Origin of the sequence: Lichenibacterium dinghuense (assembly GCF_021730615.1) — a bacterium.
GTDB classification, from domain to species: domain Bacteria; phylum Pseudomonadota; class Alphaproteobacteria; order Rhizobiales; family Beijerinckiaceae; genus Lichenihabitans; species Lichenihabitans dinghuensis.
Genome location: NZ_JAJLMN010000001.1, coordinates 3,591,364 through 3,616,875 on the forward strand (window position 1 = coordinate 3,591,364; position 25,512 = coordinate 3,616,875).

Consider the following 25,512-nt stretch of genomic DNA (forward strand, 5'->3'; position numbering starts at 1 on the left):
GGGTCACCCCGCCGCCTTCTCCATCACCCGGCGCAGGCGCGCCGCGAAGGCGGCGGCGTCGGCCGGCAGCTCGCCGTCCATGATGCGCGCCTCGTCGTGGAGCAGCCAGGCCGAGTCCTCGACCACCGCGCGGTCGCCCTCGCCGGCGTAGCGCTCGGCCAGCGCCGTCACCAGGGGGTGGCCGGGGTTGACCTCCAACACGGGCTTGGAGGCCGCGCCGCCGAGCTTGCCGTGCTGGGCCAGGATCTTCTCCAGGCGCCGGTCCGGCCCGAACTCGGGCGCGATCAGGCAGGCCGGGCTCTCGGACAGGCGGTCCGACGCGCGCACGTCCTCGACCGATCCCTCCAGCGTCTGCTTCATGAAGGCGAGCAGGGTCGCGATCTTCGGGCCGACCTCCTCGCTCTCGGGCGCCTTCTCGCCCTCGGCCAGCGGCACGGACTTGATGTCGGCCGCGCCCTGGGTGACGGACTTGAAGGGCTTGCCCTCGAAGCCGACGGCGTTCTGCACCCAGAAGGCGTCGACGGCGTCCGGCAGCAGCAGCACCTCGATGCCGCGGGCGCGGAAGCCTTCGAGCTGCGGCGAGGTCTTCAGCCGGGCGAGGTCGTCGCCGACGAGGTAGTAGATCGCGGTCTGGTTCTCGCGCAGGTCCGCCACGTACTGGACCAGCGTGCGGCCGCCGTCCGGGTGCTTGGTGGAGGCGAAGCGGGCGAGCTTGAACAGCCCGTCGCGGCGCTCGGGGTCCTCGTAGAGGCCCTCCTTCAGCACCGCGCCGAAGTTCTCCCACACTTTCGCGAAACCGTCCGCGTCGTTGTCGGCCATCTTGGTCAGGTCGCCGAGGACGCGATTGGTGACGCCCTTGCGGATGGCGGCGAAGATCGGCGAGTTCTGCACCATCTCCCGCGACACGTTGAGCGGCAGGTCGGCCGTGTCGACCACCGCGCGCACGAAGCGCAGCCAGCCCGGCAGCAGGTCGGCCTCGTCGGTGATCAGCACGCGGCGCACGTAGAGCTTGGTGCGGCCCTTGCGCTGGGGGTCGAACAGGTCGAAGGGCTTCGAGCCCGGCACGAAGGCCAGCACGGAATATTCGTGCCGCCCTTCGGCGCGGTAGTGGATCGTCAGCGCCGGCTCGTCGTACTGGGCCGCGACGCCGCGGTAGAACTCGGTGTACTGCTCGGGCGTGATCTCGGACTTGTTCTTGGCCCAGAGCGCGGCGCCGTCGGTGAGGCGGCGCGGCTCGGCGTCCGGCTTCTCGACGAGGTCGATCGGCACCGCCACGGCGCCGGAATGCTCCTTGATGAGCCGCTCGACGCGCCAGGGCTCGCCGAACTCCTTGGCGGCCTCCTCGTTGAGGTGCAGCGTCACGCGGGTGCCGCGCTCCGGCGCCTCGTCGAGCGGCAGCGCCGCCACCGCGTAGGAGCCCTTGCCGTCGCTGGTCCAGCGCCAGGCCTGGTCGGTGCCGGCCCGCCGGGTGCGGACCTCGACGCTGTCCGCCACCATGAAGGCCGAATAGAAGCCGATGCCGAACTGGCCGATGAGGTTGCCGCTCTCCTCCTCGGCCCGGTCGCCGATGCGGTCTAGGAAGGCCTTGGTGCCCGAGGACGCGATTGTGCCGAGCGCGCGGTCGAGGTCGTCGCGCGCCATGCCGATGCCGTTGTCGACCACGGCCAGGGTCTTGGCGTCCTTGTCGAGCACGACGCGGATGGCGAAGCCCTCGCCGTCCGCCGCGAGGCTCGGCTCGGCGATGGATTCGTAGCGCAGCTTCTCGCAGGCGTCGGCGGCGTTGGAGATCAGCTCGCGCAGGAAGACGTCGCGCTCGGAATAGATCGAGTGCACCATGAGGTCGAGCAGGCGCGACACGTCGGCCTGGAACGCCTTGGTCTCGCCGGCAGCCGCCGGCGCCGTCTCAATGTCAGCCTCGCTCATGGAACTCGCGATCCTCCCTTGGAAGACCCGAAGCCGGGGGGAAGCGACGCGCTCCGCGCCGGCGCGGCCGGGGTCTCGTGATGGCACGATGCGGGCCGGCCGGGCCGGCCCCGGCCCCGCGCGGCGTGACCGCGGGGGCGAGGCTCATATCGAAGCTTGGCCGCGGGATCGCAAGGCGGATCACGGCGGAAAAGAGACGGCGCCCCGGTCCGCGGAGGCCCAGGCTTGAAGGGGCCGCCGGCCGGGGCCATTCTCGACACCGGCAACACGGAGCGCGGGATGAGCCAGGGCGACACGCCGGACGAGCGGCAGCAGGGCGGCGGGTCGGTGGCCCCCTTCCCGTCGCGGCGGACGCCGCCGCCTTCCCCCGAGCCGGCCTTCGTGCCGGCCGCCCCGGTGGTGTCCTTCGACCGGCACGAGCTGCGCGAGATCTTCAACGTCTACGGCCGGCAGGTCGCGGAGGGCGAGTGGCGCGACTACGCGCTCGACTTCCTGCCCGAGAAGGCGGTGTTCTCCATCTACCGCCGCGCGTCCGAGGTGCCGCTCTACCGCGTCGAGAAGGACCCGGCGCTGGCGCGGCGCCAGGGCGCCTACTCGGTGGTGGCCGCCACGGGGCTGATCCTCAAGCGCGGGCCGGACCTCGCCCGCGTGCTGCAGGCGATCGACCGCAAGCCGAAGCTCGTGGTGGTGTGATGCGAAGGGGGCTCTTCGTCGATCCTGACCCGACCGGGTCGCGCGCGATCAATCCCACCGCACCGGCAGGCTGTTCAGACCCCGCAGCACGCCCTGCGGGCGCCAGCGCACCGCGTCGCGCGGCCCGTCGAGCCTGAGCCGCGGGAAGCGGGCGAGCAGCGCCTCGAAGGCCACCCGCGCTTCGAGCCGGGCCAGGCTCGCGCCGAGGCAGTAATGCGAGCCGGCCCCGAGCGCGAGGTGGCTGCGGCCCTCGCGGCGGATGTCGAGCCGGTCGGGGTCGGGGAAGGCCTCGGGATCGCGGTTGGCCGACGAGATCAGCGCCATCACGGTCGCGCGCGCCGGGATGGCGACGCCGCCGATCTCCACCGGCTCGCGCGTGTAGCGCATCGCCACCGCCTCGACGGGGTTGGTGAAGCGCAGCAGCTCCTCGATCGCCGCCGGGGTCAGCGACGGGTCGGCCCTCAGCGCCGCCATCTCGCCCGGCGCGTCGAACAGCGCCAGCGTACCGTTGCCGATCAGGTTCACCGTGGTCTCGTGCCCGGCGAAGAACAGGATGAACACCATGCCGACGAGTTCGGTCGGCGACAGCCGGTCGCCCTCGGCCTCCGCCGACACCAGCGCGGTGATGAGCGCGTCGTCCGGCACGCGGCGGCGATAGGCGACCAGCCGCTCGAAGAAGCGGACGAAGCCGATGAGCCGCGGCAGCCACACGGCGAGGCGCATCGCGAGGGATTCCGGCGTCGCCGTGACGCCGCGGACGCGGGCGCGGAACTCGCGCCGCATCGCTTCCGGCACGCCGAGCAGCTCCGCGATGACCGTGAACGGCAGCGGCAGGGCGAAGTCGGCGACGAGGTCCATGCGGCCCCGCGGCGCCGCGCGGTCGAGCAGGTCGGCCGCGATCCGCTCCACCCGCGCTTCGAGTCCGGCCACGCGCCGCGGCGTGAAGGCCCGGCCGACGAGGCCGCGCAGCCGCGCGTGGGACGGGTCGTCGGCCTCCACCATGTTGGACGACAGCGCGCGCAGCGAGCGCGGGACGGGCAGCCCGCCGAAGAAGGGCGAGGGCACGCCGGAGGCGCGCCGGTCGTTGGAGAAGCGCGGGTCCTTCAGCAGCGCGGCCGCGTCGGCGTAGCGCGTCACCACCCACACGGCGCCGCGCCCCGGCACGGTGGCGCGCAACACGGGCCGGTGGCGCCGGAGCTCGGCGTAGTAGCCGTAGGGGTCGGCGCGGCGCTTCGCGTCCCACAGCGGCTGGGGTTTGTCGGCGGCACTGGCGGGCAAGGGGCGGCTCCGGAGGATCGCCTCCGTTAAGCGCCGAAATGCGGCGCGGGCGGGGAGCGACGCCGCGCCCCTCGTCACGGAGGCGGAACGAAGGATAAGGTAGGCGCTTGACGGTCCCGGAGGCGCGCGGCCCGCGCGCGGGGACGGTGAGGGAGCGCGTCGATGAAAAGCCTGCTGCTGGGATGCCTGTCGATCGCCTGCGCGTCGGCGTCCGCCTCGGCCGCCACGAGCGAGATCCCCTACGAGCCGAACCTCAGGGGCCAGACCGTGCAGTGCTCGGACTTCAAGCCCGGCCCGGACGGCAGCTGGATCACCGTGCGGTCCATCATGATCCAGCGCCAGGACGCCTACACCACGATCGCGGCCGACGCGACGTTCAAGGCCGGCGGCCAGCCGACCGTCGGCATCGACGTCGGCGCGGTGCTGGACAAGGTCTGCCCGCGCTGACGGGGCGCGGCCGCGTCAGCCCGGCGCGAGGTTGGTCTCGACCAGCACCGTGTCGGTGTGGAAGTTCGCCAGGTGCCAGGTACCGGCGGGAACACGAAGACCGTGCCGGCCGAGAAGGGGCGCTCGCCCTGCTCGGTCTCCAGCGTGCCGGTGCCCGACACGACCTGCACGAACTGGTCGTGGTCGTGGCTGTGGCGCGTGCCCCTGAGGCCGGCCGGCACCTCCACGGTGACGAGCGACATGCCGGGCAGCTCGACCCGCCGCTTCACGAGGCCGCCCGGCGCCGGCGCGGCCTCGACCTCGTCCCATGCGATCACGTGCTGCGTCACGACGGCATCCTCCCCATAGCTCCGATGGTCACCGGTATTCGTCGGCGGCCATCAGGTGGCTGCGCACGTAGTCGGCGACGGAGTCCTCCAGCGCCGCGAAGGGGCGCTCGAAGCCCGCGGCGCGCAGCCGCCCCATGCGGGCCTCCGTGAAATACTGGTACTGGCCGCGGATCTCGCCGGGCATGTCCACGTAGGCGATGTGCGCGTCGACGCCGAGCGCGGCGCCCACCGCCCGGATGAGGTCGTTGAAGGAGCGCGCCCGGCCCGTGCCGAGGTTGAACAGGCCCGAGACCTCGGGGTGGTCGAGCAGCCACAGAACGGCGGCGCCGCAGTCCTTCACGGAGACGAAGTCGCGCCGCTGCTCGCCGTGGGCGATCCCGTCCCGGTGCGAGCGGAACAGCGGGATCGTTTCGCCCGCCGCGACGCGACGCGCCGTCTTGGCGACGAGCGAGCGCATGTCGCCCTTGTGGCCCTCGTTGGGGCCGAACACGTTGAAGAACTTCAGCCCCGCCCATTGCGGCGGCGCGTGCCCCTCGGCGGCGCGCTCCACCGCCCAGCGGTCGAACAGGTGCTTGGACCAGCCGTAGAGGTTCAGGGGCCGCAGGCGCGCCAGCGCCTCGGGTGCCGCGTCGTCGTCGAATCCGAGCGCGCCGTCGCCGTAGGTGGCGGCCGAGGAAGCGTAGACGAAGGGCGTCCCGGTCGCGGCGCACCAGTCCCACAGCCGCGTCGACAGGCGGAAGTTGGTGCGGACGACGTGGTCGCCGTCGGTCGCCGTGGTGGAGCTGTCGGCGCCCATGTGGATCACCGCGTCGAGCCGCGGCCGGCCGGCGAGCCAGCCCTCGATCTCGGCGGGGAACACCACGTCGCGCAGGTTGCGCTTGGCGATGTTGCGCCACTTGTTCTCGCGGCCGAGCGAGTCCGCCACCACGAGGCCGCCCCGCCCGGCGGCTTCGAGGTCGGCGACGAGGTTCGAGCCGATGAATCCGGCGCCGCCGGTGACCAGGATCACGCGGCCGTCCCGGCCGCCGGCGCGGCCACCGCGGCGCCCCGCGCCGCGAGCCGCGTCGTCGACTGGCCGGGCACGAGCCGCGCCAGCATGACCCGGCCGCCGCCGGCCTTGACGACGTCGGCCCCCACGACCGTGTCCTCCGTGTAGTCGGCGCCCTTGACGAGGAGGTCGGGCTGCAGCGCGGAGATCAGCTCCAGCGGCGTGTCCTCGTCGAACAGCACGACGGCGGCCACGCCCTTCAGGGCGCCCACGACCTCGGCCCGCGCCGCCTCGCCCTGCAGCGGGCGGCTCGGCCCCTTCAGGCGCCGCACGGACGCGTCGGTGTTCAGCGCCATCACGAGCCGGTCGCAGCCCGCGGCGGCCTGGCGGATCAGCGACGCGTGGCCGGGGTGGACGAGGTCGAAGCAGCCGTTGGTGAAGCCCACCGACAGGCCCTGGCGCCGCCACCAGGCGCGCTGCGCCACCAGGGCCTCGCGGTCCATCAGGCGGCCGTCCTCGACGTCGGCACCGCCGTCGGCCATCAGGTCGGCCAGCAGCTCCTCGCGCGACACCAGCGCTGTGCCGACCTTGCCCACCACGATGCCGGCGGCGTGGTTGGCGGCCCGCATGGCCTCCGCGATCGGCAGGCCGGCCGCGAGGCAGAGCGCCAGCGTGCCCACCACCGTGTCGCCGGCGCCCGACACGTCGAACACCTCCTGGGCGACGGTGGGCAGGTGGATCGGCTCCCCGTCGACCGGGAAGTAGCTCATGCCCTTCTCGGACCGGGTGAGCAGGATGTCGGCGCCGCACTGCCGGATGGCGATCTCGGCCGCCGCGCGGGCGTCCTCGTCGGTCTCGCAGGGGTGGCCGGTGGCGAGCGCCAGCTCGGCGCGGTTCGGCGTCACGATGGCGGCCCCGCGATAGGCGCCGAGATCCCGTCGCTTCGGGTCCACGATGACGCGCTTGCCGGCCTCGGCCGCCGCGGCGAAGACGGCGGCGAGCAGCGCGTCCGACACGACGCCCTTGCCGTAGTCGGACAGGACCGCGATGTCGGCCTCGGCCACGGCCGCCGCGGCGCGCTCCGCCACGCGCGCGTCGACGGCGGCGGGCAGGGGGCCGCGGTGCTCGTGGTCGATGCGGGCGATCTGCTGGTTGTGGCCGAGCAGGCGCGTCTTGCGCGTGGTGCGGCAGGCGGCGTCCACCACCACGCCGCCCTGCGCGATGCCGCCGTGGGCGTCGAGGAGGCGCGACAGCGCGGCGAAGCCCTCGTCGGGGCCGGCCGCGCCGACGAGGTCGACCTGCCCGCCGAGATGCGCCACGTTGGCCGCCACGTTGGCGGCGCCGCCCGCCACCGCGCGCTCCGAGGCGAGGCGCACCACCGGCACCGGCGCCTCGGGCGAGATGCGCTCGACCTCGCCCTGCAGGTAGACGTCGAGCATCAGGTCGCCGATCACCGCGACCCGAGCGCGCGCCAGTCCGTCGAACACATGCCGCATGGCGTCAGCCCCGTCCCGTTCCGGCGGGACCTATGGCGCGGCGGGGCCGATTTGCCAAATGCGCGGGGCGGGAATCGGTCAGGCGAGGCGGTGTACGCGCGCCTCGTAGGGCCCGAGGTCGGCCGCGGCGTCGCCCTCGGGATAGTTGCCGATCAGCCGCCCGCCGAAGCGGGCGCCCGCCGGCGTCGGGCAGGGCACCCGGTCGGTCGAGAAGTTGCAGACGACGAACAGCCGCTCGTCCCCTCGCTGCCGCGTGTAGGCCCAGAGCCGCGGGTCGGCCGCGACGCGCGCGTAGCGGCCGTCAACGATGACGGGCTCGGCCTTCCGCAGCGCGATCAGCCGCCGGTAATGGTTCAGCACCGAATGCGGGTCGGCCCGCTCGGCCGCGACGTTGACCTGCGCGTGGTTCGGGTTGACCGCGATCCAGGGCGCGCCGGCCGTGAAGCCCGCGCCCGGCGAGGCGTCCCACTGCATCGGCGTGCGGGCGTTGTCGCGCGAGCGGAAGGCGATCTTCTCCAGCGCTTCGGCGACGGAGAACCCCTGGTTCTCCGTGAGCTCCGAAAAGGCGGCGATCGATTCGAGGTCGCGGTAGTCCGACAGCGCCGCGAAGGGCGCGTTGGTCATGCCGATCTCCTCGCCCTGGTAGACGAAGGGCGTGCCCTTCAGCAGGTGCAGTGCGGTGGCCAGCATGGTGGCGCCCTCGCGGCGGTAGCGCGGGTCCGGCGCGAAGCGCGACACGGCGCGCGGCTGGTCGTGGTTGTTCAGGTAGAGGCAGTTCCAGCCCCGGTCGGCCAGCGCCTCCTGCCAGTGTGACAGCACGTCGACGAGCCGCCCGGGCGCGAAGGGCAGGCGGTGCCACTTCGTCGCGAAGCCGTGGCGCTCCATGTCGACGTCGACGTGCTCGAAGGCGATGATCATGGAGAAGAAGCCGCTCCCCGCGTCGGTCACCGCCGCGGCGAAGTCGGCCGAGCCGAGCGCCGCCTCGCCCACCGTCATGACGTCGTAGTGCGACAGCACCTCGCGCTTCATCTCGCCGTAGAACTCCAGGAGGCGCGGCCCCGGCATGAAGTATCGCGGTGCGAAGACGTGCTGCAGGCCCTCCGGGTTGTCGCCGTCCGGGAAGCGCTGGTCCTTCGAGATGGCGTTGATGACGTCCATGCGGAAGCCGTCGACGCCGCGGTCGAGCCACCACCGCATCGTGTCGTAGACGGCGGCGCGCAGGCCGGGGTTCTCCCAGTTGAGGTCGGGCTGCTTCTTCGAGAAGAGGTGGAGGTACCAGTCGCCCGTCGCCGCGTCCCGCTCCCAGGCGCCCCCGCCGAAGATGGCGGCCCAGTTGTTGGGCGGCCCCTCGCCGCGGCCCTCACGCCACACGTAGAAGTCCCGGTAGGGGCTGTCGCGCCGCGCGCGCGAGGACTGGAACCAGCGGTGCTCGTCGGACGAGTGGTTGACCACGAGGTCCATGACGATCCGCATGCCGCGGGCGTGCAGCCCGGCCGCGAGCTCGTCCCAGTCGGCCAGCGTGCCGAACTGCGGGTCGATGCCGCGGTAGTCGCTGACGTCGTAGCCGTTGTCGTCCTGCGGCGACGGGTAGACGGGCGACAGCCACACGACCGTGACGCCGAGGTCCTGGAGGTAGTCGAGCTTCTCGATGATGCCGCGGATGTCGCCGACGCCGTCCCCGTCCGAGTCGCGGAACGAGCGCGGGTAGATCTGGTAGACGACGGCGTCCTTCCACCAAGCCGTGCGGGTATCGTGATGCTCCATGGGAATCATGCTCCTTCGCCGGCAGCCCGTGGCCCCGTGGTCAGCCGCAGCAGCGCGTCCCTGAGTTTCTGGAAGCTGGGCGAGGCATTCGCACTCGGGTCCATCCGCGGCGCGATCCGGCTGGCCCAATCGTGCTTGGCAGCCCCCTCGGCCGGGAAGCCGCCGCGCTTGAGGGCCGCGCGGCCGCCGTGATGGATGGCGTCGGCCAACGTTTCCCAGGTATCGCAGACAGCGTCCTGGACGTAGCGGGCGAGAACGTCCTGCCTAGGCGGTGTGGACGAATTTGACCAAGCACAGTCCTGCGGCGAAAGCGACGATGGATCGGAAGTTTCTTGCGGTCTTCTCGCATCGGAGGGCGACGCGCTTGAAGCGCTTCAGCCGACCGATGCCCTGCTCGATGCGGGCCCGGGCCTTGTAAAGGGTGCGAGCGAAGAAGGCCGGCTTGTTCTTCTCGTTCGCTTTGTGGGGGATCACAGGGGCGATACCGCGCGTCCTCGCGGCGTCTCGGTTGGCTTTGCTGGCATAGCCCTTGTCGCAGATCACGGCACGGGGCTGAAGATCGGGGCCGATGTCGAGCAGGGTTTCGAAGTGTCGCCCGTCGGAAGCTTCACCGCCGGTCAGATCAAAGGCGATGATGTCGCCGGAAGCGTCGGACTTGGCATGGATCTTCGTGGTGAAGCCGCCGCGAGAGCGACCGAGGGCTTGTCCGTGCTGCCCCTTTGCGCCGGCTGCCGACACATGGGCGCGCACGATAGTCGAGTCGAACATCTGAACGAGATGAGCGGTGTCGCTCATCGACGCGAGCGTGTCGAAGAAGGCTTCGAACACGCCGGCCTGGCTTAACCGATCAAACCGCTTCCACACGCTGTTCCACAAACCGAAGCGCTCGGGCAAAGCGCGCCAGCGAACATTTTCGACGCTGAAAAAATGAAGCGCTTCAAGAAAAAGCCGATCATCTGTTGCCTTCCGTCCCCGCCGGGGAAGGCAGGCGCGGAACACCGCGAGTGTATGCGTCCAGTCTTGCTCCGTCATTCGCGTCGACATCGATCTCACCCCCCGAATGCCTCGGGGCATGAGAATCAGACCTGAGCCAGCAAGGGAATCCCCAAAAGCGTTGCTGCTCTAAATTCGTCCACACGGCCTAGCTTTCGGGTAAGCATCGAGCAACGCCCTTCGGTCGCCGAGGTACCAAGCCTCGATTTCCTCAATGGCCAAGCGAAACACGACGGGTATCGTAGACTCATCCGGCACCAGAGTCGCTTTAAGCTCGGTGAGAAACGCTTTGCAGTCTCGCCTGTCCGCGTCCACGACGACGACCACCCCGTCGATTCCCGGTGTCCGTCCGTAGCCTTGCAGCACCGTCGGAAGCCGGTCGAGCAGAATGCGTTTGGCAGCATCGTGCCCGCTCTTGAGGCCCTTCGGTAGATGTCCGACGCCTTTGTAGGCGATGATCCTCCATGTGTGCGGAGCCCCATGCGATCCGAGGATTGCCGGGACTATGCTCTCCAACAACCTTTTTCCCGAGCTGTCCTCGATCAGGATCTCAAGGTGCATGGGGGCTTCCATCAAGGTACTCACTGTACCACAGCGATCCCAATGGGAGCCCTTGCTCGACGAGATTGTTGACGACGGGATAATCCGACGCCCGCGTGACCTTGGAGAACCCGTTCTCGTCCTTTTCGAGAAACCATACCTCCCTAGGCAGGAGCGCGTCGACGAAGTAGGGCTGATGTGTCGTGACCACGATTTGCGGATCGCCCTTCCTGCCCGTCGCATGCTCGCGAAACTCCTGCGCCAGCAGCGCGAGCATCTGATGATAGAGCCCGTTCTCGGGCTCCTCGATGCAGATGAACGGGGGAGGATCTGGATCTTCTAGCAGGAGCAGATAGGCGAAAAGCTTCAGCGTTCCATCGGACATCTGCTGCGCGTAGAATGGGTCTTTGAAAGCTCCGCTGCCGAAGCGGAGCAGCACTCGACGATCTTCAGTGACGTGTGTGTCGATACGATCGATCCCCGGAATCTTCGCCGAGATCCGAGACAGGATGGTTTTGAAGCGGTCGCTGTGCTCCCGTTCCATGAACTGCACGACGTTACCGATGTTGTCGCCATGCATGTTCAGATGTCTCTGCGGACCAGCGGTCGGGAGCGACCGTGCGGCGTCCGGCTGGAAGTAGGACAGATACCAGCCCTTGAGGAAATCCCTGAAACCTGTGATCCTCGGGTGCTCCTTCAGCGTGCCGAGCGTGGCTATGCCGAGTTGTCGAAGGTCGGTCAGTTCGACGGCTTCCCGCGCCGGGTCTTCCTCCTGACCGGGAGCAGCCTCCACTGCGACCTCGCCAGCCCAGACCGCACCCTTGCCACCATCCAAGCGAAGGAACGGAAAAGGGCGCCCGTGACTCACATTCTGGCGCCCTTGCAGCAGACTTTCCGAATGCACGTAAGGACGGCCTGATCGGTCGAGGCCTATCGCGAGTTCGTATGTTATCGGCCTCTGTTTTTTCGCTTCACGATAGTATAGCTCGAAACGGATCGGATCATCGCTCCCTGCAGAGCGAAGACGGTCATAACCACCTCGCCCATGGGCTTCGCAGGCACCCTCGACGCCGAGCGATAAGCAGTCGGATACGAAACCGAACGCGTCGAACAACGTGCTTTTTCCGGTTCCGTTCTTGCCGATCACTGCTGTAAAGGGCGTGAGCGGCTCTGACTGCTGTTGGGAGCGAGTCTTGCCGAGGGTTACATCCCGCAGAGCGCGGTAGTTCTGGATTCGAAACCCTTCGATCTGCGGCACACGTGGCTCCAACCCGGATAGGCTCGGCCCACCTTCGGCTTGCGAGCCCGATTTCGGTGGAATAGCACGCCGCCGCGGAGAATGCCTGTGGGCCATTCTCCGCGCAAGGTCAGTCATCCAGATGAAACATCCGATGAGGGTCGGCTCGGCCGTTCAGAACGCCTTGAAGGTGATCACCGTCCGCGTGTCGGCGATGCCGGGGATCGGCTGCACGCGCTCGCCCACGAAGCGGCCGATGTCGGCCCCCGCGTCGACGTAGAACTTCGCCAGGATGTCGAAGTCGCCCGCCGTCGAGTAGATCTCGGAGGCGATCTCGGCCTCGGCGAGGGCGCTGGCCACCGCGTAGGTCCGCCCCAGCGCGCATTTGATCTGGACGAAGAAGCACTGCATGCCGGCCATCCTGCGAGGCGCCGGCGGCGGCGTCAATGCGCCATCACCTCGACGTCGCGGTCGCGCGCCGACTGGACCTTGAACTCGGACTGGAAGGTCTTGCCGGCGTGGCGCGCGATGGCGACGTAGTCGCCCTCCGCCAGCACCAGCGACGGGAAGGCGCCGATCAACTCGCGGATCACGTCGCCGCCCGGCGTCAGCACCGTGAAGGAGGTGTTGGCCAGCGCCTCGCCGCCCGGCGCGTTGACGAGCTTCAGGGTCAGCATGGCGGCGCGGTGCTTCACGTTGGCGAGCAGCAGCTTGCCGGCCTGGACGCGCAGGTCCGCCGCCACGGTGGAGTTGGTGCTCGACACCGGCGTCAGCGAGCCCACGCCCTCCGTGTCGAGGTAGGTCGACACGATGTGGTAGCTGCCTTCGGGCAGGCAGATCACCTGGGCCGGCTTGGCGCCCGCGACGACGAGCTTGGCTTCCGGGTTGTTGTGGTCGGGCACGTAGATGCTGATCGACAGCCGGTCGGCCGGGATGGCGGCGTCGCCCAGCGTGCCGTCGACCTCGATGGCGCCGGCGTTGAGGTTGAACCGCTCGCTCGCCACGCGGTCGGCCACGTCCACCCGCTTCATCGTGCCGGCGTAGCCGTAGGCGGCGTGCACGATGTAGCGCCCGTCCGGCAGGTCGAAGGTCGGCTGGGGATCGGACGACTGGGCCACGACGGCGTGGGTGCCGTCCGGCTGCGCCGCGTCGGCGAAGACGCGCCAGGTCAGGCCCGAGCGCACCAGCGGCGGGTCTGCGGTCAGCGTGGCGCTGAGGTGGAGGATGCCGTGGCCGGGCTGCGGGACCTCGGCGCCGCCCCCGCCCGGACCCGGAGCCGCGGGCTGCACCTGCGGGGCCGGCTGGCCGCCGGGCGCCACCTGGGCCGGCAGGGGCGGGCGCGCCGGCACGGGCTGCGGCTGCTGAGCGCGGGCCGCCGGGCCCGGCGCGGCGAGGCAGAGCAGGGCGGCGAGGCTGGCGGGGGCGGTGCGGTTCATCGGGCCGGGGCGGGTGCTGGGGATCGGCGCCGCGATGCGGCACGATTCCGCCCGCATCAAGGCGCCGCGCCCGCCTTGATGGCGCCCGGCGCGCGTGCTCTGGAGGGCGCATGACCGACACCGACCCCACCATCGCGCTGCTGCGCCGCCGCCGCTCCGTCCCGCCCATGACGATGACGGGCCCCGGCCCGACCGCCGACGAGATGGACACGATCCTGTCCCTCGCGGCCCGCGTGCCGGACCACGGCAAGCTCGCCCCCTGGCGCTTCATCGTCTTCGAGGGCGAGGGTCGCGCCCGCGCCGGCGAGGCCATCGCGGGCGTCTTCGCCGCCGACAACCCGGACGCGCCGGCCAAGCGGATCGAGCTCGAGAAGGGGCGGCTCGGGCACGCCCCGACCGTGGTGGCCGTGGTGTCTCGCGCCGCGCCCCACGTGAAGATCCCCGAATGGGAGCAGCTCATGTCGGCGGGCGCGGCCTCGATGAACCTGATCGTGGCCGCCAATGCGCTCGGCTTCGCCACCGCCTGGCTCACCGAATGGTACAGCTACGACGCGCGCGTGGCCGCCGCGCTCGGCCTGCAGCCGCACGAGAAGCTCGCCGGCTTCGTCCACATCGGGCGGCCGACCGTGGCGGTCGAGGACCGCGTGCGCCCCGTCCTGGCGGACGTCGTGTCCCGCTTCTGAACGCCGCCGTGCGGTGCGGAATTAACCGCAATTTTACCATGGTGGGTGGATTTTCGCGGCACACCGGATCGGTGCGCCGCGGAGGTCCCATGCTGAGCCGTCAGTTCCTGTCCTGGGCGGAGCGCGCGCCCGCCGGAGACCGCGCCGAGGCGGCCGGCAACCTCGCCCGGGCCTGCCTCTACGCCGAGCTCGACCCGATCGAGCGCGGCGAGATGGAGCGCACGCTGACGTGCCTCCTCGACGACGCGTCCCCGCTGGTGCGCCGCGCCCTCGCCGAGGCCCTCGCGGGGGCGGCCGAGGCACCCCACCACCTCGTGGCCACCCTGGCCAACGATCAGGCCGACATCGCAGCCCCCGTGCTGGCCCGCTCGCCCCTGCTGACCGACGCCGAACTCATCGACGCCGCGGCGCTCGGCGAGGGCCCGGCGCAATGCGCCATCGCGTCCCGCCCGAACCTGTCCGCCGCCGTGGCGGGCGCGCTGGCGGAGGTCGGCTCCCTCGACGCCGTGCTGGTGCTGTGCCGCAACCCCGCCGCGGCGCTGGCCGACATCTCGATCCGCCGCATCCTGGAGCGGTTCGGCCGCGACGGCGACGTGCGCGAGGCGCTCGGCGCCCGCGCCGACCTCGGCCCGGCCCTGCGCCACGACCTCGTGGTCGCCACCGCCGACGCCCTGCGCGACTTCGTGACCGGCTGCGGCTGGATGGCGCCCGAGCGGGCGCGCCGCGTCGCCGCCGACGAGGCCGACCGCGCCGCGGTGGGCATCGCGGGGCGCCACGTCGAGGGCGACCTCGGCCGGCTCCGCTTCGCCGGCGCGCTGCGCCGCGCCGGCCGCCTGACGCCGGCCCTGATCATCCGGGCGCTGCTGAGCGGCGACCTCGGCCTGTTCGAGGCCTGCCTCGCGGAACTGGCCGGCCAGCCGCTGAGTCGCGTATCGGGCCTCGTGCGCCGCCACGACGGGCTCGCCTTCGCGGCGCTGGTGCGCTCGGCGGGCCTGCCCGACGGGCTGCTGCCCGTGCTCCGCACCGCGCTGGAGGCGCGCCGCCCGGCCGAGGCCGAGGTGCCCGCCATGCTGCGACGCGACGTCGTCGCCCGCGTGCTGGCGCGCTGCAGCCTCGACGCCGACCTGTCGGTGGCGGGCCTCACCGCCCTGCTGCGCCGCTTCGAATCGGAGGCCGCCCGCGCCGAAGGCCGCGCGTCCGCGCCGGCGCCGCGCGCCGGGGCCGACCGCCGCATCGAGCCGAGCTTCGGCGCGGCTCCCGAGCCGGTCATCGACCTCGACGTCGCGGCCTGACGCGCGCCCCGGGCCGACCGCCGGCTCCCCGCCCCCGTCTCCCGCCTGCGCGGGGACGGCGTCGAGGGACGAACAGGGCCGAGACGTTGCGTCGTCGGTGTGAGCGGATCGATCCTCAGCCGAACTGTTCGCGCAGGATGCGCTCGTCGAGCGAATGGCCGGGGTCGTGCAGCAGCACGAGCCCGGTGTCGTGGTCCATGCGGATGTCGATCCTGACGACGTCCTTGGTCTCGTGGTGGTCGGCGGTGGCGGCCACGGGCCGCTTGTCGGCCTCCAGCACCTCCACGGTGACGCGCGCCCGGTCGGACAGCAGCGCGCCGCGCCAGCGCCGCGGCCGGAAGGCCGAGATGGGCGTCAGCGCCATCAGGGCGGCGTCGAGCGGCAGGATGGGCCCGTTGGCCGACAGGTTGTAGGCGGTCGAGCCGGCCGGCGTCGCCACCAGCAGGCCGTCCGCGACGAGCTCGCTCAGCCGCTCGCGCCCGTCGACCGAGATCCGCACCTTCGCGACCTGCGAGGACTGGCGCAGCAGCGACACCTCGTTGATGGCGCGGGCGGTCGACACCTTCCCGCCGCGGTCCGTCGCCGCCATCACGAGCGGATGGACCATGGAGCGCGCCGCGGCGGCCAGCCGCTCGTGCAGGCCGTCCTCGGCGTATTCGTTCATCAGAAAGCCGACGGAGCCGCGGTTCATGCCGTAGATGGGCTTGCCGGACCCCATGAAGCGGTGGAGCACCTGCAGCATCAGCCCGTCGCCGCCGAGCGCCACGACCACGTCGGCGCGGTCGGGGTCGACGTTGCCGTAGGCGGCGGTGAGGCGGCCGAGGGCCGCCGCGGCTTCCGGGGTGCCGGATGACAGGAAGGCGATGGCCCCGTGGCGATGCGGCTCGCCCTGTGCCAGTTCCATGTCGACTCCGTGCCCGCGCCGTCGCGGGAACGGCGGCGCGACGTTAAAGGTTTCCGGCCCGCGGTGGCAACGCCCCGCGCGGGATCGCCCGTCACCGCGGCGTGAACACGCCCGGGATGGCGGTGTCGCGCTGCTGGGCCAGGGCGCCGCACAGCCGGTCGCCCTTGACCTCGCGGGCACGGCGGCGGTAGGCGGCGTCGAAGGCGGGCCGGCGCTCGCCGAGCGGCATGATCTCGACCGGCGGGATGCCGTTGCGCTCCGCGAAGGCGAAGAGCTTGCCGTAGTCGACGTTGAACTGCCGGCATTCCGCCTCGATCAGCACCACGTCGGCCAGCACCTGCATGGCGTCGTCGGCCGCGGCCGGGCGGGGCTGCCCCGCCGAGGCGGCGGGCTGCCACAGCGCCAGGGCGCCGGCCGCGGCGGCGGAGGCGGCGGCGAGGCCGAGGCGGGTGGGGGAAAGGGGCATCGAAGCGATCCGAAGGAGGGCGGCGCGGGATGCGATACGGCGGTGCGGCGCGGAAATCGAGGGCGGGCTCACTGCTTGGCGGTGAACTGCGGGCCCGCCACCGGCGCGCCGATCGACTGCCACACGTTGGGGTCGCTCTGCGACTGGCGCTTGACGAACTTGTAGCCCGTGTCGGCCCAGGCCATGACCTTGTCGTTCAGGTTGTCGAGCACGAACTCGCCGCGGTTGGTCTTCACGGTCAGGATGGCGTGGCCCTCGCCTTCGAGGTCCTTCACAACCGTGATGAGCAGCGCCTGCCGGGGGTAGCCCTGGTGGATCAGGATCTTGCGCTTGAGCAGGGCATAGTCCTCGCAGTCGCCCTTGCCGTCGACGGGATAGTCCCAGCGGTCCACCACGCCCCAATGGTCCATGTCGGTCTCGGGGGTGATGGCGGCGTTCACCTGGCGGCCGATCCGCTCGATGTCCTTCAGCGCCGCCGCGGTCAGGTCGATGTCGACCGGCTCCAGGGGCTCGACGTCGCATTCCGTGCCGTAGCGGTTGCAGAAGTCCACCCAGCCGTAGGGCACGCTGGTGCGCGAGCCCACCGCCGCCCAGGTGGCGTGCGGCAGGGCGGGCGCCGCGGCGGCCGCGCCGGAAACGAACAGGCCGGCCAGGATCGCCACCGCCGCCGCCGCCGTCCTCTTCCGATCGATCGCCATGACACCCTCACGTCTCGCTGTGGGGTCATCATGGCGGCGGCGGGCTGCAGTCGATTGAAGTCAAAATGTAGCGTTTTACGCGCTCTGCTTCATCTCTATTGCTGCTGCGTCAATGGTGTTCGAGATGTAAATCTGAATGACGGCGTTCGACGCGAATGCGATCTTCCTCTGTGTCCGCGATGATTTTCAGGGCTCGTTGACCAACTCCGCTAACCTGCGCCGAAGCGGAAAGCCGGCGGAAACCATGGTGGCGCCGTGACGCGGTTAACGGCGCCCCGGCGGCCCGGAAAAATCGTGAAGACGTGCGGCGGCGGCGTGGCGGCGGCGCGGCCGTCCCGCGAAACGGCGAAGGGCGGGAGGTCGCCCTCCCGCCCTTCGCGGCGTGGTGCGGCGGGCTCGCGCCCGCCACGGTTCGGATGGTGCCGCGGTGCTAGATCCGTTGCCGCTCGCCTCGGCTCGGCTCGCGACTCCAGCTCCAGCTTCCTGCCGATGCGAGCATCTTCGCGCGATCGGGTGGCTCCACCCGATCGCGATCTGCTCTACTCGTCCCCGTCGCGCTCCGTGTAGCGGAGGTCGCGGCTGTAGACGAGGATCTCGCGCTTGCCGGCGTTGTTGGCCTGCCCGACGATGCCCTCCTTCTCCATCCGCTCGACCAGCGAGGCGGCCTTGTTGTAGCCGACCGCGAGGCGGCGCTGGATGTAGGAGGTCGAGCACTTCTTGTCGCGCAGCACCACCTTCACGGCCTGGTCGTAGAGGTCCGCGTCGTCGTCGCCCCCGGCCGCCGCCATGGCGGACTTGTCGAAGACGGGCTTGTCCTCGGCGGCCTCGGCCTTGTCGGCATCGCCTTCCTCGGCCACCACCACGTCGAGGTAGGCCGGGTGGCCCTGGCACTTGAGGTGCTTGACCACCTTCTCGACCTCGCCGTCGGACACGAAGGGGCCGTGCACGCGAGAGATGCGGCCGCCGCCCGCCATGTAGAGCATGTCGCCCTGGCCGAGCAGCTGCTCGGCGCCCTGCTCGCCCAGGATCGTGCGCGAGTCGATCTTGCTCGTCACCTGGAAGGAGATGCGCGTCGGGAAGTTGGCCTTGATGGTGCCGGTGATGACGTCCACCGACGGCCGCTGCGTCGCCATGATGAGGTGGATGCCGGCCGCGCGCGCCATCTGGGCCAGCCGCTGGATCGCGCCCTCGATGTCCTTGCCGGCCACCATCATCAGGTCGGCCATCTCGTCCACGATGACCACGATGTAGGGGAGCGGCGAAAGCTCCATCTCCTCCGTCTCGAAGATCGGCTCGCCCGTCTCGCGGTTGAAGCCGGTCTGGATCGTGCGGGTGATGACCTCGCCCTTCTCGGCCGCCTCGACGACGCGCGCGTTGAAGCCGTCGATATTGCGCACGCCGACCTTGGCCATCTTCTTGTAGCGGTCCTCCATCTCGCGCACCGCCCACTTCAGCGCCACGACGGCCTTCTTGGGGTCGGTGACGACGGGGGTGAGGAGGTGCGGGATGCCCTCGTAGATGCTGAGCTCCAGCATCTTCGGGTCGATCATGATGAGCCGGCACTGTTCCGGGCGCATCTGGTACAGGATCGACAGGATCATGGTGTTGATGGCGACCGACTTGCCCGAGCCGGTGGTGCCGGCGACGAGCAGGTGCGGCATGCGGGCGAGGTCGACGATGACGCTCTCGCCGCCGATCGTCTTGCCGAGCGCGATGGCGAGCTTGTGCTTGCTTTCGGTGAACTCGTCGGCGGCGATCAGCTCGCGCAGGTACACGGTCTCGCGCCGCGTGTTGGGCAGCTCGATGCCGATGACGTTGCGGCCCTGGACGACGGCGACGCGGGCCGAGACGGCCGACATGGAGCGGGCGATGTCGTCGGCGAGGCCGATCACGCGGCTCGACTTGGTGCCGGGCGCGGGCTCGAGCTCGTAGAGCGTGACCACGGGGCCGGGGCGCACGTCGATGATCTCGCCGCGGATGCCGAACTCCTCCAGCACGCCCTCGAGCAGGCGGGCGTTCTGCTCCAGCGCGCCCGAGGACAGCACCTCGCCGGTGGGCTCGGGGGTGAGCATCAAGAGGTCGAGCGGCGGATCCTCGTAGAGCTCCGGGTCGGTGGTGACGCGGTTGGTCAGCTCGAAGGGCGCGAGGCCGTGCGGCGTCCCGAGGCCGCGGCGGATGCCGGAGCGGATCGGGCCGGCGAAGCTGCGGGCGTCGGCGGCCGGCGCCGCGGGGACGGGCGCGGCGAGTTCGGCGGCCGGCTCGACCGCCTCGGCGGTCTCGGGTTCCGCGACGTCGGCCGCCTCGGCGCCGACGAGCGACATCCACAGGCTGGCGTCGCCGTAGGGCCCCATCTCGGGCAGGGCGGCGGCGGGCTCCGGCGCCTCGACCGCGACCTCGGCGACCGGCTCGGCGACGGGGTCCGCCCAGAGGCGCGGGTCGCCATAGGGGCCGAACTCCTCGGCCACGGTCTCGGCGGCGGGCTCGACGGCCGGCTCGGGCACGACGACCGGCTCGGGGAGGAGCAGCCAGTCCGGGGCCGGCAGCGCCAGCAGCTCGGGCAGACCGGCGTCGGGGGCCGGCAGGGCGAGCGTGGGGGCGGCGGCGCGGGCCATCTCCTCGGCCACGGCGAGGCCGGCCAAGCCGAACGGGTGCGCCGACAGGTCCTCGTCGGCGGGGGCGACGGCTTCGGCCTCGACCACGGGCTCGGGTGCGACGCGGATCGGGTCGGCGAGGCCCTCGATCCAGAAGGCGGCGTCGCCGTAGGGGTGATGGATCACCGGCTCCGCGACAGCGTCGGCGGCGACCGGCTCGGCCGCGGCGGCTTCGGCCATCGCGGCATCGGCCGCGACGGGCTCGGCCGGCGCGAGGCCCGCGGGCGCGGCGACCTCGCCGTAGGGGTGCATGGAGGCGTGGGGGTCGAGCGCCACGGCCTCGACGGCCGCCAGCACCTCGCCGAGCGACTGCTCGGGGTCGAGCCGCAGCCCCTTGGCGGCGTGGTCGTCCCGCGCCGCGAAGGTGCGCTCGTGCGCCCGCAGCCAGGCCGCGGCGAGGTCGTCCTCGTGCGACACCGCCGGCTCGGCGGCCGGGGCCGTCGCCGCGACGGCCGCGGGCTCGGTGGCTTCGGCCAAGTGGCCGGCGTTGTCCTGCTCGTCGGCGGGGCGGAGCCCGGCGGGCTGTTCGGGCCGCATGAAGCCGAACCAGGCCGGCAGGGCGGCCTCGGGCACGGCGGCGTCGTGGGCCGTGGCCTCGGGCTCGCCGGCCAGGGCCACATCGGCCTCGCTCAGCGCCGCGGCGGCGAGCGCGCGCTCGGCCTGGACATCGGCCAGCGCGATCACCACGCCCTCGGCGGGCTCCTCGAAGGTCGCGGCCTCGGCGCGGGGCGCCTCGGCCTCGCCCGTGAAGGTCTGGGCGCCCACGGTCTCGTCCGGGCCGCCGGCCGCCTCGAAGGGCTTCGGGTCGGGCGTGCGGTTGAAGCGGACGTTGGCGGGCAGCACGACCGGCTTCTTCCACGACGGCACCGCCTCGGCCGACACGGGGTCCTCGCCCTGCGGCTCGGCCTCGTGCGGATGGCGCAGCAGGGCGTCCGGCGTGCGGGTGAAGCGCACCTGCTCGGGCAGGGTGAAGGGCTGCAGCCACGGCGGCAGGGCCGCACCCGCGAAGCCGCCCATCGAGGGGTCGTAGCGGTGCGCCTCGCCGGCCGGGGCCGGGCGGCCGCCGTCGCGCTCGGCCGCGTAGCTCTGGGCGGCGGCCCGCGCCATGGCCTGCGCCCGCGCCGTGAAGGTCTCGTCGATGCCGTGCTCCGCCAGTGCGCGCGCCACCGCGGCGTCGACGTAGGTCATGAGCTGGGCCAGCATTGCCTTGTACATCAACTCCCAGTGGGAATTGTCGGTGTGCACCTCGCGCCGGAGCGTGGCCTCGGTGTAGGAATAGTTCGGTTCTTTGAAGGAGGTCATGGGACCCGCGGCTGGCTCGACTCTGAGGAGGTGCGTCGGAGCGACGACCCGTCCACCATCGATCGTTCACCTTAACAGGCGCTTTCAGGCCGCCTCCCGGGCCCGGAAACGCATATGCGGAACAGGCGGCGCGACGGCCGGTCACGGCGCCGTCATGCGCTCGAACTAGCGTCGCGGCCCTCGCGATCGGAGACGACATCATGGCGGCGGACAGGGACGGGATCTCGCGGCGCGACGTGATCCGGGGGGCCGCGGCCGGCGGCGTCGCCCTGGCGCTGGCGCCCGCGGCGGCGGACGCGCAACCGGCCTCCGCCGCGGCGCCGCCCGCCGCCGTGACGGGCCGCGTGTTCGACGACGCAGACGGCGCGTCCCGCCCCGGCATCCCCGGCGTGCTGGTGTCGAACGGCCGCGACGTCGCGGTGACGGACGCCGACGGGCGCTACACCCTGCCGGTCACGGACGAGACGGTGGTCTTCGTGGTCAAGCCGCCGGGCTACATGACGCCGGTCGAGCCCGGCACGCTGCTGCCCCGCTTCTTCTACAACCACCAGCCGGCCGGCTCGCCGCCCGCGCTCGACCTCGCCTACGCGGGCGTCGAGCCGACCGGGCCGCTGCCGGCCTCGGTCGACTTCCCGCTGCGCCGCCAGGAGGAGCCGAAGCGCTTCGACGTGGTGGTGCTGACCGACCCGCAGCCCGAGACGGACGCGGAGCTCGACTTCGTGCGCGACGACCTCATGCCGGCGCTGCGCGGCACGCCGGCGCGCTTCGGCCTGACGCTCGGCGACATCATGTTCGACGACCTGTCGCTCTACGAGCGGCACAACCGCATCGTCGGCACGGTGGGCCTGCCCTGGTACAACATCGGCGGCAACCACGACCTGAACTACCAGGCGCCGGACCGCCGACACGCCCGCGAAACGTTCAAGCGCGTCTACGGGCCGCCCCACTACGCCTTCTGCTACGCGGACGCGGTCTTCGTCATGCTCGACGACGTCGACTACCTCGGGGCCGACCGCACGAAGCCGCACGACGCCGGCAAGTACCAGGGGCGGCTCGACGACGCGCAGCTCGACTTCGTGCGCAACCTCCTCGCCCGCGTGCCGCAGGACAAGCTCGTCGTCGTCACGCTGCACATCCCGATCCGGACGTATCAGGGCGACGACGCGGCCGAGAACCTCGTGAACCGCGCCGAGCTCCTGAAGCTGCTGTCCGGCCGGCCGCACACCTTCTCGATGTCGGGCCACACCCACACGACCGAGCACCACTACCTCGGCGCCGCGGACGGCTTCGCGGGGCCGGGCGAGCACCACCATCACGTGCTCACCGCCGTGTCGGGCTCGTGGTGGAGCGGCCCCTACGACCACCGCGGCGTCGCCGTGGCGGACAGCCGCGACGGCGTGCCGAACGGCTTCCACGTCCTGTCGATCGACGGCACCGCCTACGAGACCCGCTTCGTGCCCGCCAAGGAGCCGGACGGGCGCCAGATCCGCGTCTCGGTGCTGAGCCAGTTCCACGACGAGATGCGGCGCGACACCCGCCCCGGCGCGCTGCTGCAGCCGCGCCTGCCGGCCCGCGAGCTCCACGCCGCGACCGTGGTGGCCAACGTGTTCGACGGCGGCCCGAAGACCGCCGTCACGCTGCGGGTCGGCGACGGCGACGCCGTGCCGATGACCAAGCGCGTCGCCCCCGACCCCTTCGTGGCGGAGGTCTACGCCCGCTACGAGGCGTCCAAGAAGCCCTGGGTTTCGGCCGCGCCCTGCTCGCACCTCTACGCCGCCCGCCTGCCGGCGCTGAAGCCCGGCACCTACCCGATGATGGTCGAGGCCGTGAACGAGTACGGGCGGACGGTGTCGACGAAGCTGGCCCTGGAAGTCGAGGGCTGAGCCGCGGGTTCAGCGGTCCTCCATCACCCCGTCCTTCTCCTTGCGAGCGCGAAGGGGCTTGGAGGAGTCGCCCGCGAGCAGGAGCTGAGGCGTCTGCGTCAGCGACCACGCGCCGTGGTGCTGTTCCAGCACCAGCGCCACGTCGAAGCGATCCCCGCTCCAATGCGGCGCCAGCGTCGCATCCCCGGTGATCGCGCCGACCAGCTTGGCGATGTTCTTGTGCTCCCAGCAGACCAGGACGGGGCTCGCGCCCTCCAGGATCGCCGTCGCGGCCGGGCCGACCCCGTCGGGGAGCGCGGGCGTCGTGATGGGCATCGGCGCGCTGGCGTCCCCGGCCGCGTCATGGGCTCCGAGGAACTCCGCGAGCGGCTGGATCGTCTGCTGCGTCCGCAGGCTGGGGGACGACTGATCGGCCTGTGCGGCGAACAGGGAGGCGGGCCTGTCGGCGTGGTCGCCCCCGTGCGGTGCGAAGAAGCGAACCAGGGCGCCGGCCCGTTGCCAACCGCGCGTGTTGAGGTTGTCGACCCCCTTGTCGCCGGCCGTCAGCACGGAGATGGGCGGGTCGCCCTGGTCGTCCGGCTTCTCGCCGTGACGGATGATGGTGATCCTCATCGAAGCCATGTGCCTCACCTCCGCCGAAGCGCGGGATGCGCTCCGGGGAGGATAGGCCGGCACGACGAGGGGTCGCAATCGCGGAGGGTCACCCCCGCCCGATCAGCGCCCGCCGGTGCTCCACCAGCCCCGCCGTCGAGCCGTCGAGCCCGTCGAGCGACGCACCCGCGTCCGACACGATCGGCGCGAGCTTGTTGGCCAGCTCTTTGCCGAGCTCGACGCCCCACTGGTCGAAGGGGTTCGTGTCCCAGATCGCCGCCATGGTGAAGACGCGGTGCTCGTAGAGCGCGATGAGCCGCCCCAGCGTGCGCGGGTCGAGCTTGCGGTACATGAAGGTCGAGGTCGGCCTGTTGCCGTCGAACTGCTTGTGGGCCGCGACATGCGCGATGGCCTCGGGCTTGGACCCGGCCTTCTCCATCACGGCGCGCACCTCGGCCTCCGTGCGGCCGACCATCAGGGCCTGCGTCTGGGCGAGGCAGTTGGCGACGAGCAGCTCGTGGTGGTGGAGATCGGCGTCGGTCGGCTCGGCGGCGATCAGGAAGTCGATCGGCACGATCTCGGTGCCCTGATGCAGGAGCTGGAAGAAGGCGTGCTGGCCGTTGGTGCCGGGCTCGCCCCACATCACCGGGCCGGTGTCGTCCTTCACGCGGCTGCCGTCGACGTGGACGTGCTTGCCGTTGCTCTCCATGTCGAGCTGCTGGAGGTAGGCCGGGAAGCGGCCGAGCCGCTGGTCGTAGGGGATCACCGCCTGCGTGCCGAAGCCCCAGGCGTTGCGGTAGAGCACGCCGATCAGCCCCATCAGGGCGGGGATGTTGGTCTCCAGCGGCGCTTGGCGGAAGTGGGTGTCGACCTCGTGGCCGCCGGCCAGGAAGTCGGCGAAATGCTCCGGCCCGATCAGGATCGCCACCGACAGGCCGATCGACGACCACACGGAATAGCGCCCGCCGACCCAGTCCTTGAAGCCGAAGACGCGGTCCGCCTTGATGCCGAACTTGCCCACCAGCTCCAGCGCGGTCGACACGGCGGCGAAGTGGTGCTCCACCGCGGCGTCGCCGAGCTTGCCCACCAGCCAGTCCCGCGCCGAGCGGGCGTTGGTCATGGTCTCCTGCGTGGTGAAGGTTTTGGAGGCCACGATGAACAGCGTGGTCGCGGGGTCGAGCCCCTTCAGCGTGTCGCCGATGTCGGCGCCGTCGACGTTGGACACGAAATGGGCGCGGAGGCGCGGGTGCGCGAAGGGCGCCAGCGCCCGCGCCGCCATGGCGGGGCCGAGGTCCGAGCCGCCGATGCCAATGTTGACGACGTCGGTGATCTCGCGGCCCGTCGCGCCCTTGATCGCGCCGTCCCGCACGCCGCGCGCGAACTCCGCGACGCGGGCCCGCACCTCCAGCACCTCGGGCATCACGTCCTGCCCGTCGACCTTGACGGAGGTGCCCTTGGGCGCGCGCAGCGCGGTGTGCAGCGCGGCGCGTCCCTCCGTCGGGTTGACGATGCCGCCCGAGAACATCAGGTCGCGCTTCTCCTCCAGCTTCTGGGCGCGGGCCAGGGCGAAGAGGGCTTCGAGCACGCCCTCGTCGACGCGCTGCTTGGAATAATCGAAGACGAGGTCGCCGAGCGCCACGTGGTAGCGGTCGAACCGCTCGGGGTCGGCCGCGAAGAGGTCGTTCAGCGTTCGCCCCGCCATGGCGTCCTTGGCGGCGCGGAGGCCCGCGAATTTCGTGTCGCCGCTCTTGGTGTCGTCGTCCTGCGCCATGGTGGTTCGAGCTCCAGCCTCGTCGGGACCGCCCGCGAATCTGTGAAACGGGTCGTCGCGACACCATAACAGGGTGAGCCGCGGAAAAGTCGCGCTGCACTGCAACAAGCGGTGCCGCCCGCGGCTCGACGCCCCCGCGAAATCCGT

24 protein-coding genes are annotated in these 25,512 nt (G+C 71.5%); 6 read left to right on the forward strand and 18 right to left on the reverse strand.

Annotated features, from left to right (window positions below):
• Positions 1–3 precede the first annotated feature (3 nt).
• Positions 4–1,923: a molecular chaperone HtpG gene (htpG, locus tag L7N97_RS17165; RefSeq protein ID WP_237479518.1), complete on the reverse strand. Its 1,920-nt coding sequence runs from the start codon at positions 1,921–1,923 to the stop codon at positions 4–6.
• 279 nt (positions 1,924–2,202) lie between these two features.
• Between htpG and L7N97_RS17170 the strand changes: the two genes are divergently transcribed.
• Entirely contained in the window at positions 2,203–2,616 is a 414-nt protein-coding gene (locus L7N97_RS17170; protein WP_428981060.1) for a DUF2794 domain-containing protein, read from the forward strand.
• A gap of 48 nt (positions 2,617–2,664) precedes the next feature.
• On the opposite strand, the gene L7N97_RS17175 is transcribed toward L7N97_RS17170, so the two are convergent.
• Positions 2,665–3,894: a cytochrome P450 family protein gene (locus tag L7N97_RS17175; RefSeq protein ID WP_237479520.1), complete on the reverse strand. Its 1,230-nt coding sequence runs from the start codon at positions 3,892–3,894 to the stop codon at positions 2,665–2,667.
• A gap of 162 nt (positions 3,895–4,056) precedes the next feature.
• Here L7N97_RS17175 and L7N97_RS17180 point away from each other — a divergent pair, with 162 nt between their 5' ends.
• Positions 4,057–4,341, forward strand: a complete 285-nt coding sequence (locus L7N97_RS17180) for a hypothetical protein (protein WP_237479521.1) — start codon at positions 4,057–4,059, stop codon at positions 4,339–4,341.
• On the opposite strand, the gene L7N97_RS17185 is transcribed toward L7N97_RS17180, so the two are convergent.
• The 10 genes from L7N97_RS17185 to L7N97_RS17230 all read right to left on the reverse strand — a co-directional run bounded on the left by L7N97_RS17185 (position 4,242) and on the right by L7N97_RS17230 (position 13,181).
• Positions 4,242–4,670, reverse strand: coding sequence for a cupin domain-containing protein (locus tag L7N97_RS17185; RefSeq protein ID WP_237479522.1), 429 nt, complete (start codon positions 4,668–4,670; stop codon positions 4,242–4,244). The two genes, L7N97_RS17180 and L7N97_RS17185, sit on opposite strands and share 100 nt — an antisense overlap.
• A gap of 28 nt (positions 4,671–4,698) precedes the next feature.
• Positions 4,699–5,679, reverse strand: a complete 981-nt coding sequence (gene rfaD / locus L7N97_RS17190) for an ADP-glyceromanno-heptose 6-epimerase (protein WP_237479523.1) — start codon at positions 5,677–5,679, stop codon at positions 4,699–4,701.
• Entirely contained in the window at positions 5,676–7,154 is a 1,479-nt protein-coding gene (rfaE1, locus tag L7N97_RS17195; RefSeq protein WP_237479524.1) for a D-glycero-beta-D-manno-heptose-7-phosphate kinase, read from the reverse strand. The genes rfaD and rfaE1 overlap by 4 nt, the downstream gene beginning before the upstream one ends.
• 78 nt (positions 7,155–7,232) lie before the next feature.
• Positions 7,233–8,918 carry an alpha-glucosidase gene (locus tag L7N97_RS17200; RefSeq protein ID WP_237479525.1) on the reverse strand — a complete coding sequence of 562 codons (1,686 nt, stop codon included), beginning with the start codon at positions 8,916–8,918 and terminating at the stop codon, positions 7,233–7,235.
• Positions 8,919–8,923: 5 nt separating this feature from the next.
• Positions 8,924–9,127 carry a hypothetical protein gene (locus tag L7N97_RS17205; protein WP_237479526.1) on the reverse strand — a complete coding sequence of 68 codons (204 nt, stop codon included), beginning with the start codon at positions 9,125–9,127 and terminating at the stop codon, positions 8,924–8,926.
• A gap of 55 nt (positions 9,128–9,182) precedes the next feature.
• Positions 9,183–9,950, reverse strand: a complete 768-nt coding sequence (locus L7N97_RS17210; RefSeq protein ID WP_237479527.1) for an IS5 family transposase — start codon at positions 9,948–9,950, stop codon at positions 9,183–9,185.
• A gap of 90 nt (positions 9,951–10,040) precedes the next feature.
• Positions 10,041–10,472 (reverse strand): DUF4276 family protein, encoded by a 432-nt coding sequence (locus L7N97_RS17215; protein ID WP_237479528.1) that lies wholly within the window; start codon positions 10,470–10,472, stop codon positions 10,041–10,043.
• Positions 10,462–11,709 (reverse strand): AAA family ATPase, encoded by a 1,248-nt coding sequence (locus L7N97_RS17220; protein WP_237479529.1) that lies wholly within the window; start codon positions 11,707–11,709, stop codon positions 10,462–10,464. The genes L7N97_RS17215 and L7N97_RS17220 overlap by 11 nt, the downstream gene beginning before the upstream one ends.
• Positions 11,710–11,862: 153 nt before the next feature.
• Positions 11,863–12,099: an Lrp/AsnC ligand binding domain-containing protein gene (locus tag L7N97_RS17225; protein WP_237479530.1), complete on the reverse strand. Its 237-nt coding sequence runs from the start codon at positions 12,097–12,099 to the stop codon at positions 11,863–11,865.
• A 32-nt stretch (positions 12,100–12,131) separates the two neighbouring features.
• Positions 12,132–13,181, reverse strand: coding sequence for a hypothetical protein (locus L7N97_RS17230; protein WP_237479531.1), 1,050 nt, complete (start codon positions 13,179–13,181; stop codon positions 12,132–12,134).
• 53 nt (positions 13,182–13,234) lie between these two features.
• On the opposite strand from L7N97_RS17230, the gene L7N97_RS17235 reads away from it, so the two are divergent.
• Both L7N97_RS17235 and L7N97_RS17240 read left to right on the forward strand, forming a co-directional pair.
• The gene (locus tag L7N97_RS17235; RefSeq protein WP_237479532.1) at positions 13,235–13,807 is read left to right on the forward strand and encodes a nitroreductase family protein; all 573 of its coding nucleotides are present in this window, start codon (positions 13,235–13,237) and stop codon (positions 13,805–13,807) included.
• Between the two features lie 89 nt (positions 13,808–13,896).
• On the forward strand, positions 13,897–15,099 hold the full coding sequence (locus L7N97_RS17240) for a DUF2336 domain-containing protein (protein ID WP_237479533.1): 1,203 nt from the start codon (positions 13,897–13,899) through the stop codon (positions 15,097–15,099).
• Positions 15,100–15,214: 115 nt separating this feature from the next.
• Here the strand turns inward: L7N97_RS17240 and L7N97_RS17245 are convergent, their stop codons facing one another.
• The 3 genes from L7N97_RS17245 to L7N97_RS17255 all read right to left on the reverse strand — a co-directional run bounded on the left by L7N97_RS17245 (position 15,215) and on the right by L7N97_RS17255 (position 17,167).
• On the reverse strand, positions 15,215–16,003 hold the full coding sequence (locus L7N97_RS17245) for an NAD kinase (RefSeq protein WP_237479534.1): 789 nt from the start codon (positions 16,001–16,003) through the stop codon (positions 15,215–15,217).
• Between the two features lie 91 nt (positions 16,004–16,094).
• On the reverse strand, positions 16,095–16,469 hold the full coding sequence (locus L7N97_RS17250) for a hypothetical protein (RefSeq protein ID WP_237479535.1): 375 nt from the start codon (positions 16,467–16,469) through the stop codon (positions 16,095–16,097).
• Between the two features lie 68 nt (positions 16,470–16,537).
• Complete coding sequence (locus L7N97_RS17255) at positions 16,538–17,167, reverse strand: transglutaminase-like cysteine peptidase (RefSeq protein ID WP_237479536.1); 630 nt, start codon at positions 17,165–17,167, stop codon at positions 16,538–16,540.
• 136 nt (positions 17,168–17,303) lie between these two features.
• Here L7N97_RS17255 and L7N97_RS29815 point away from each other — a divergent pair, with 136 nt between their 5' ends.
• The gene (locus tag L7N97_RS29815; protein ID WP_255721684.1) at positions 17,304–17,426 is read left to right on the forward strand and encodes a hypothetical protein; all 123 of its coding nucleotides are present in this window, start codon (positions 17,304–17,306) and stop codon (positions 17,424–17,426) included.
• A gap of 280 nt (positions 17,427–17,706) precedes the next feature.
• Here L7N97_RS29815 and L7N97_RS17260 read toward each other — a convergent pair whose 3' ends face one another.
• A complete protein-coding gene (locus tag L7N97_RS17260; RefSeq protein WP_237479537.1) occupies positions 17,707–21,120 on the reverse strand; it encodes a DNA translocase FtsK in 3,414 nt (1,137 codons plus the stop codon).
• 200 nt (positions 21,121–21,320) lie between these two features.
• On the opposite strand from L7N97_RS17260, the gene L7N97_RS17265 reads away from it, so the two are divergent.
• A complete protein-coding gene (locus L7N97_RS17265; protein WP_237479538.1) occupies positions 21,321–23,003 on the forward strand; it encodes a calcineurin-like phosphoesterase C-terminal domain-containing protein in 1,683 nt (560 codons plus the stop codon).
• Between the two features lie 9 nt (positions 23,004–23,012).
• Here the strand turns inward: L7N97_RS17265 and L7N97_RS17270 are convergent, their stop codons facing one another.
• The gene (locus L7N97_RS17270) at positions 23,013–23,624 is read right to left on the reverse strand and encodes a histidine phosphatase family protein (protein WP_237479539.1); all 612 of its coding nucleotides are present in this window, start codon (positions 23,622–23,624) and stop codon (positions 23,013–23,015) included.
• Positions 23,625–23,703: 79 nt separating this feature from the next.
• The gene (pgi, locus tag L7N97_RS17275) at positions 23,704–25,365 is read right to left on the reverse strand and encodes a glucose-6-phosphate isomerase (RefSeq protein ID WP_237479540.1); all 1,662 of its coding nucleotides are present in this window, start codon (positions 25,363–25,365) and stop codon (positions 23,704–23,706) included.
• Positions 25,366–25,512: the final 147 nt, after the last annotated feature.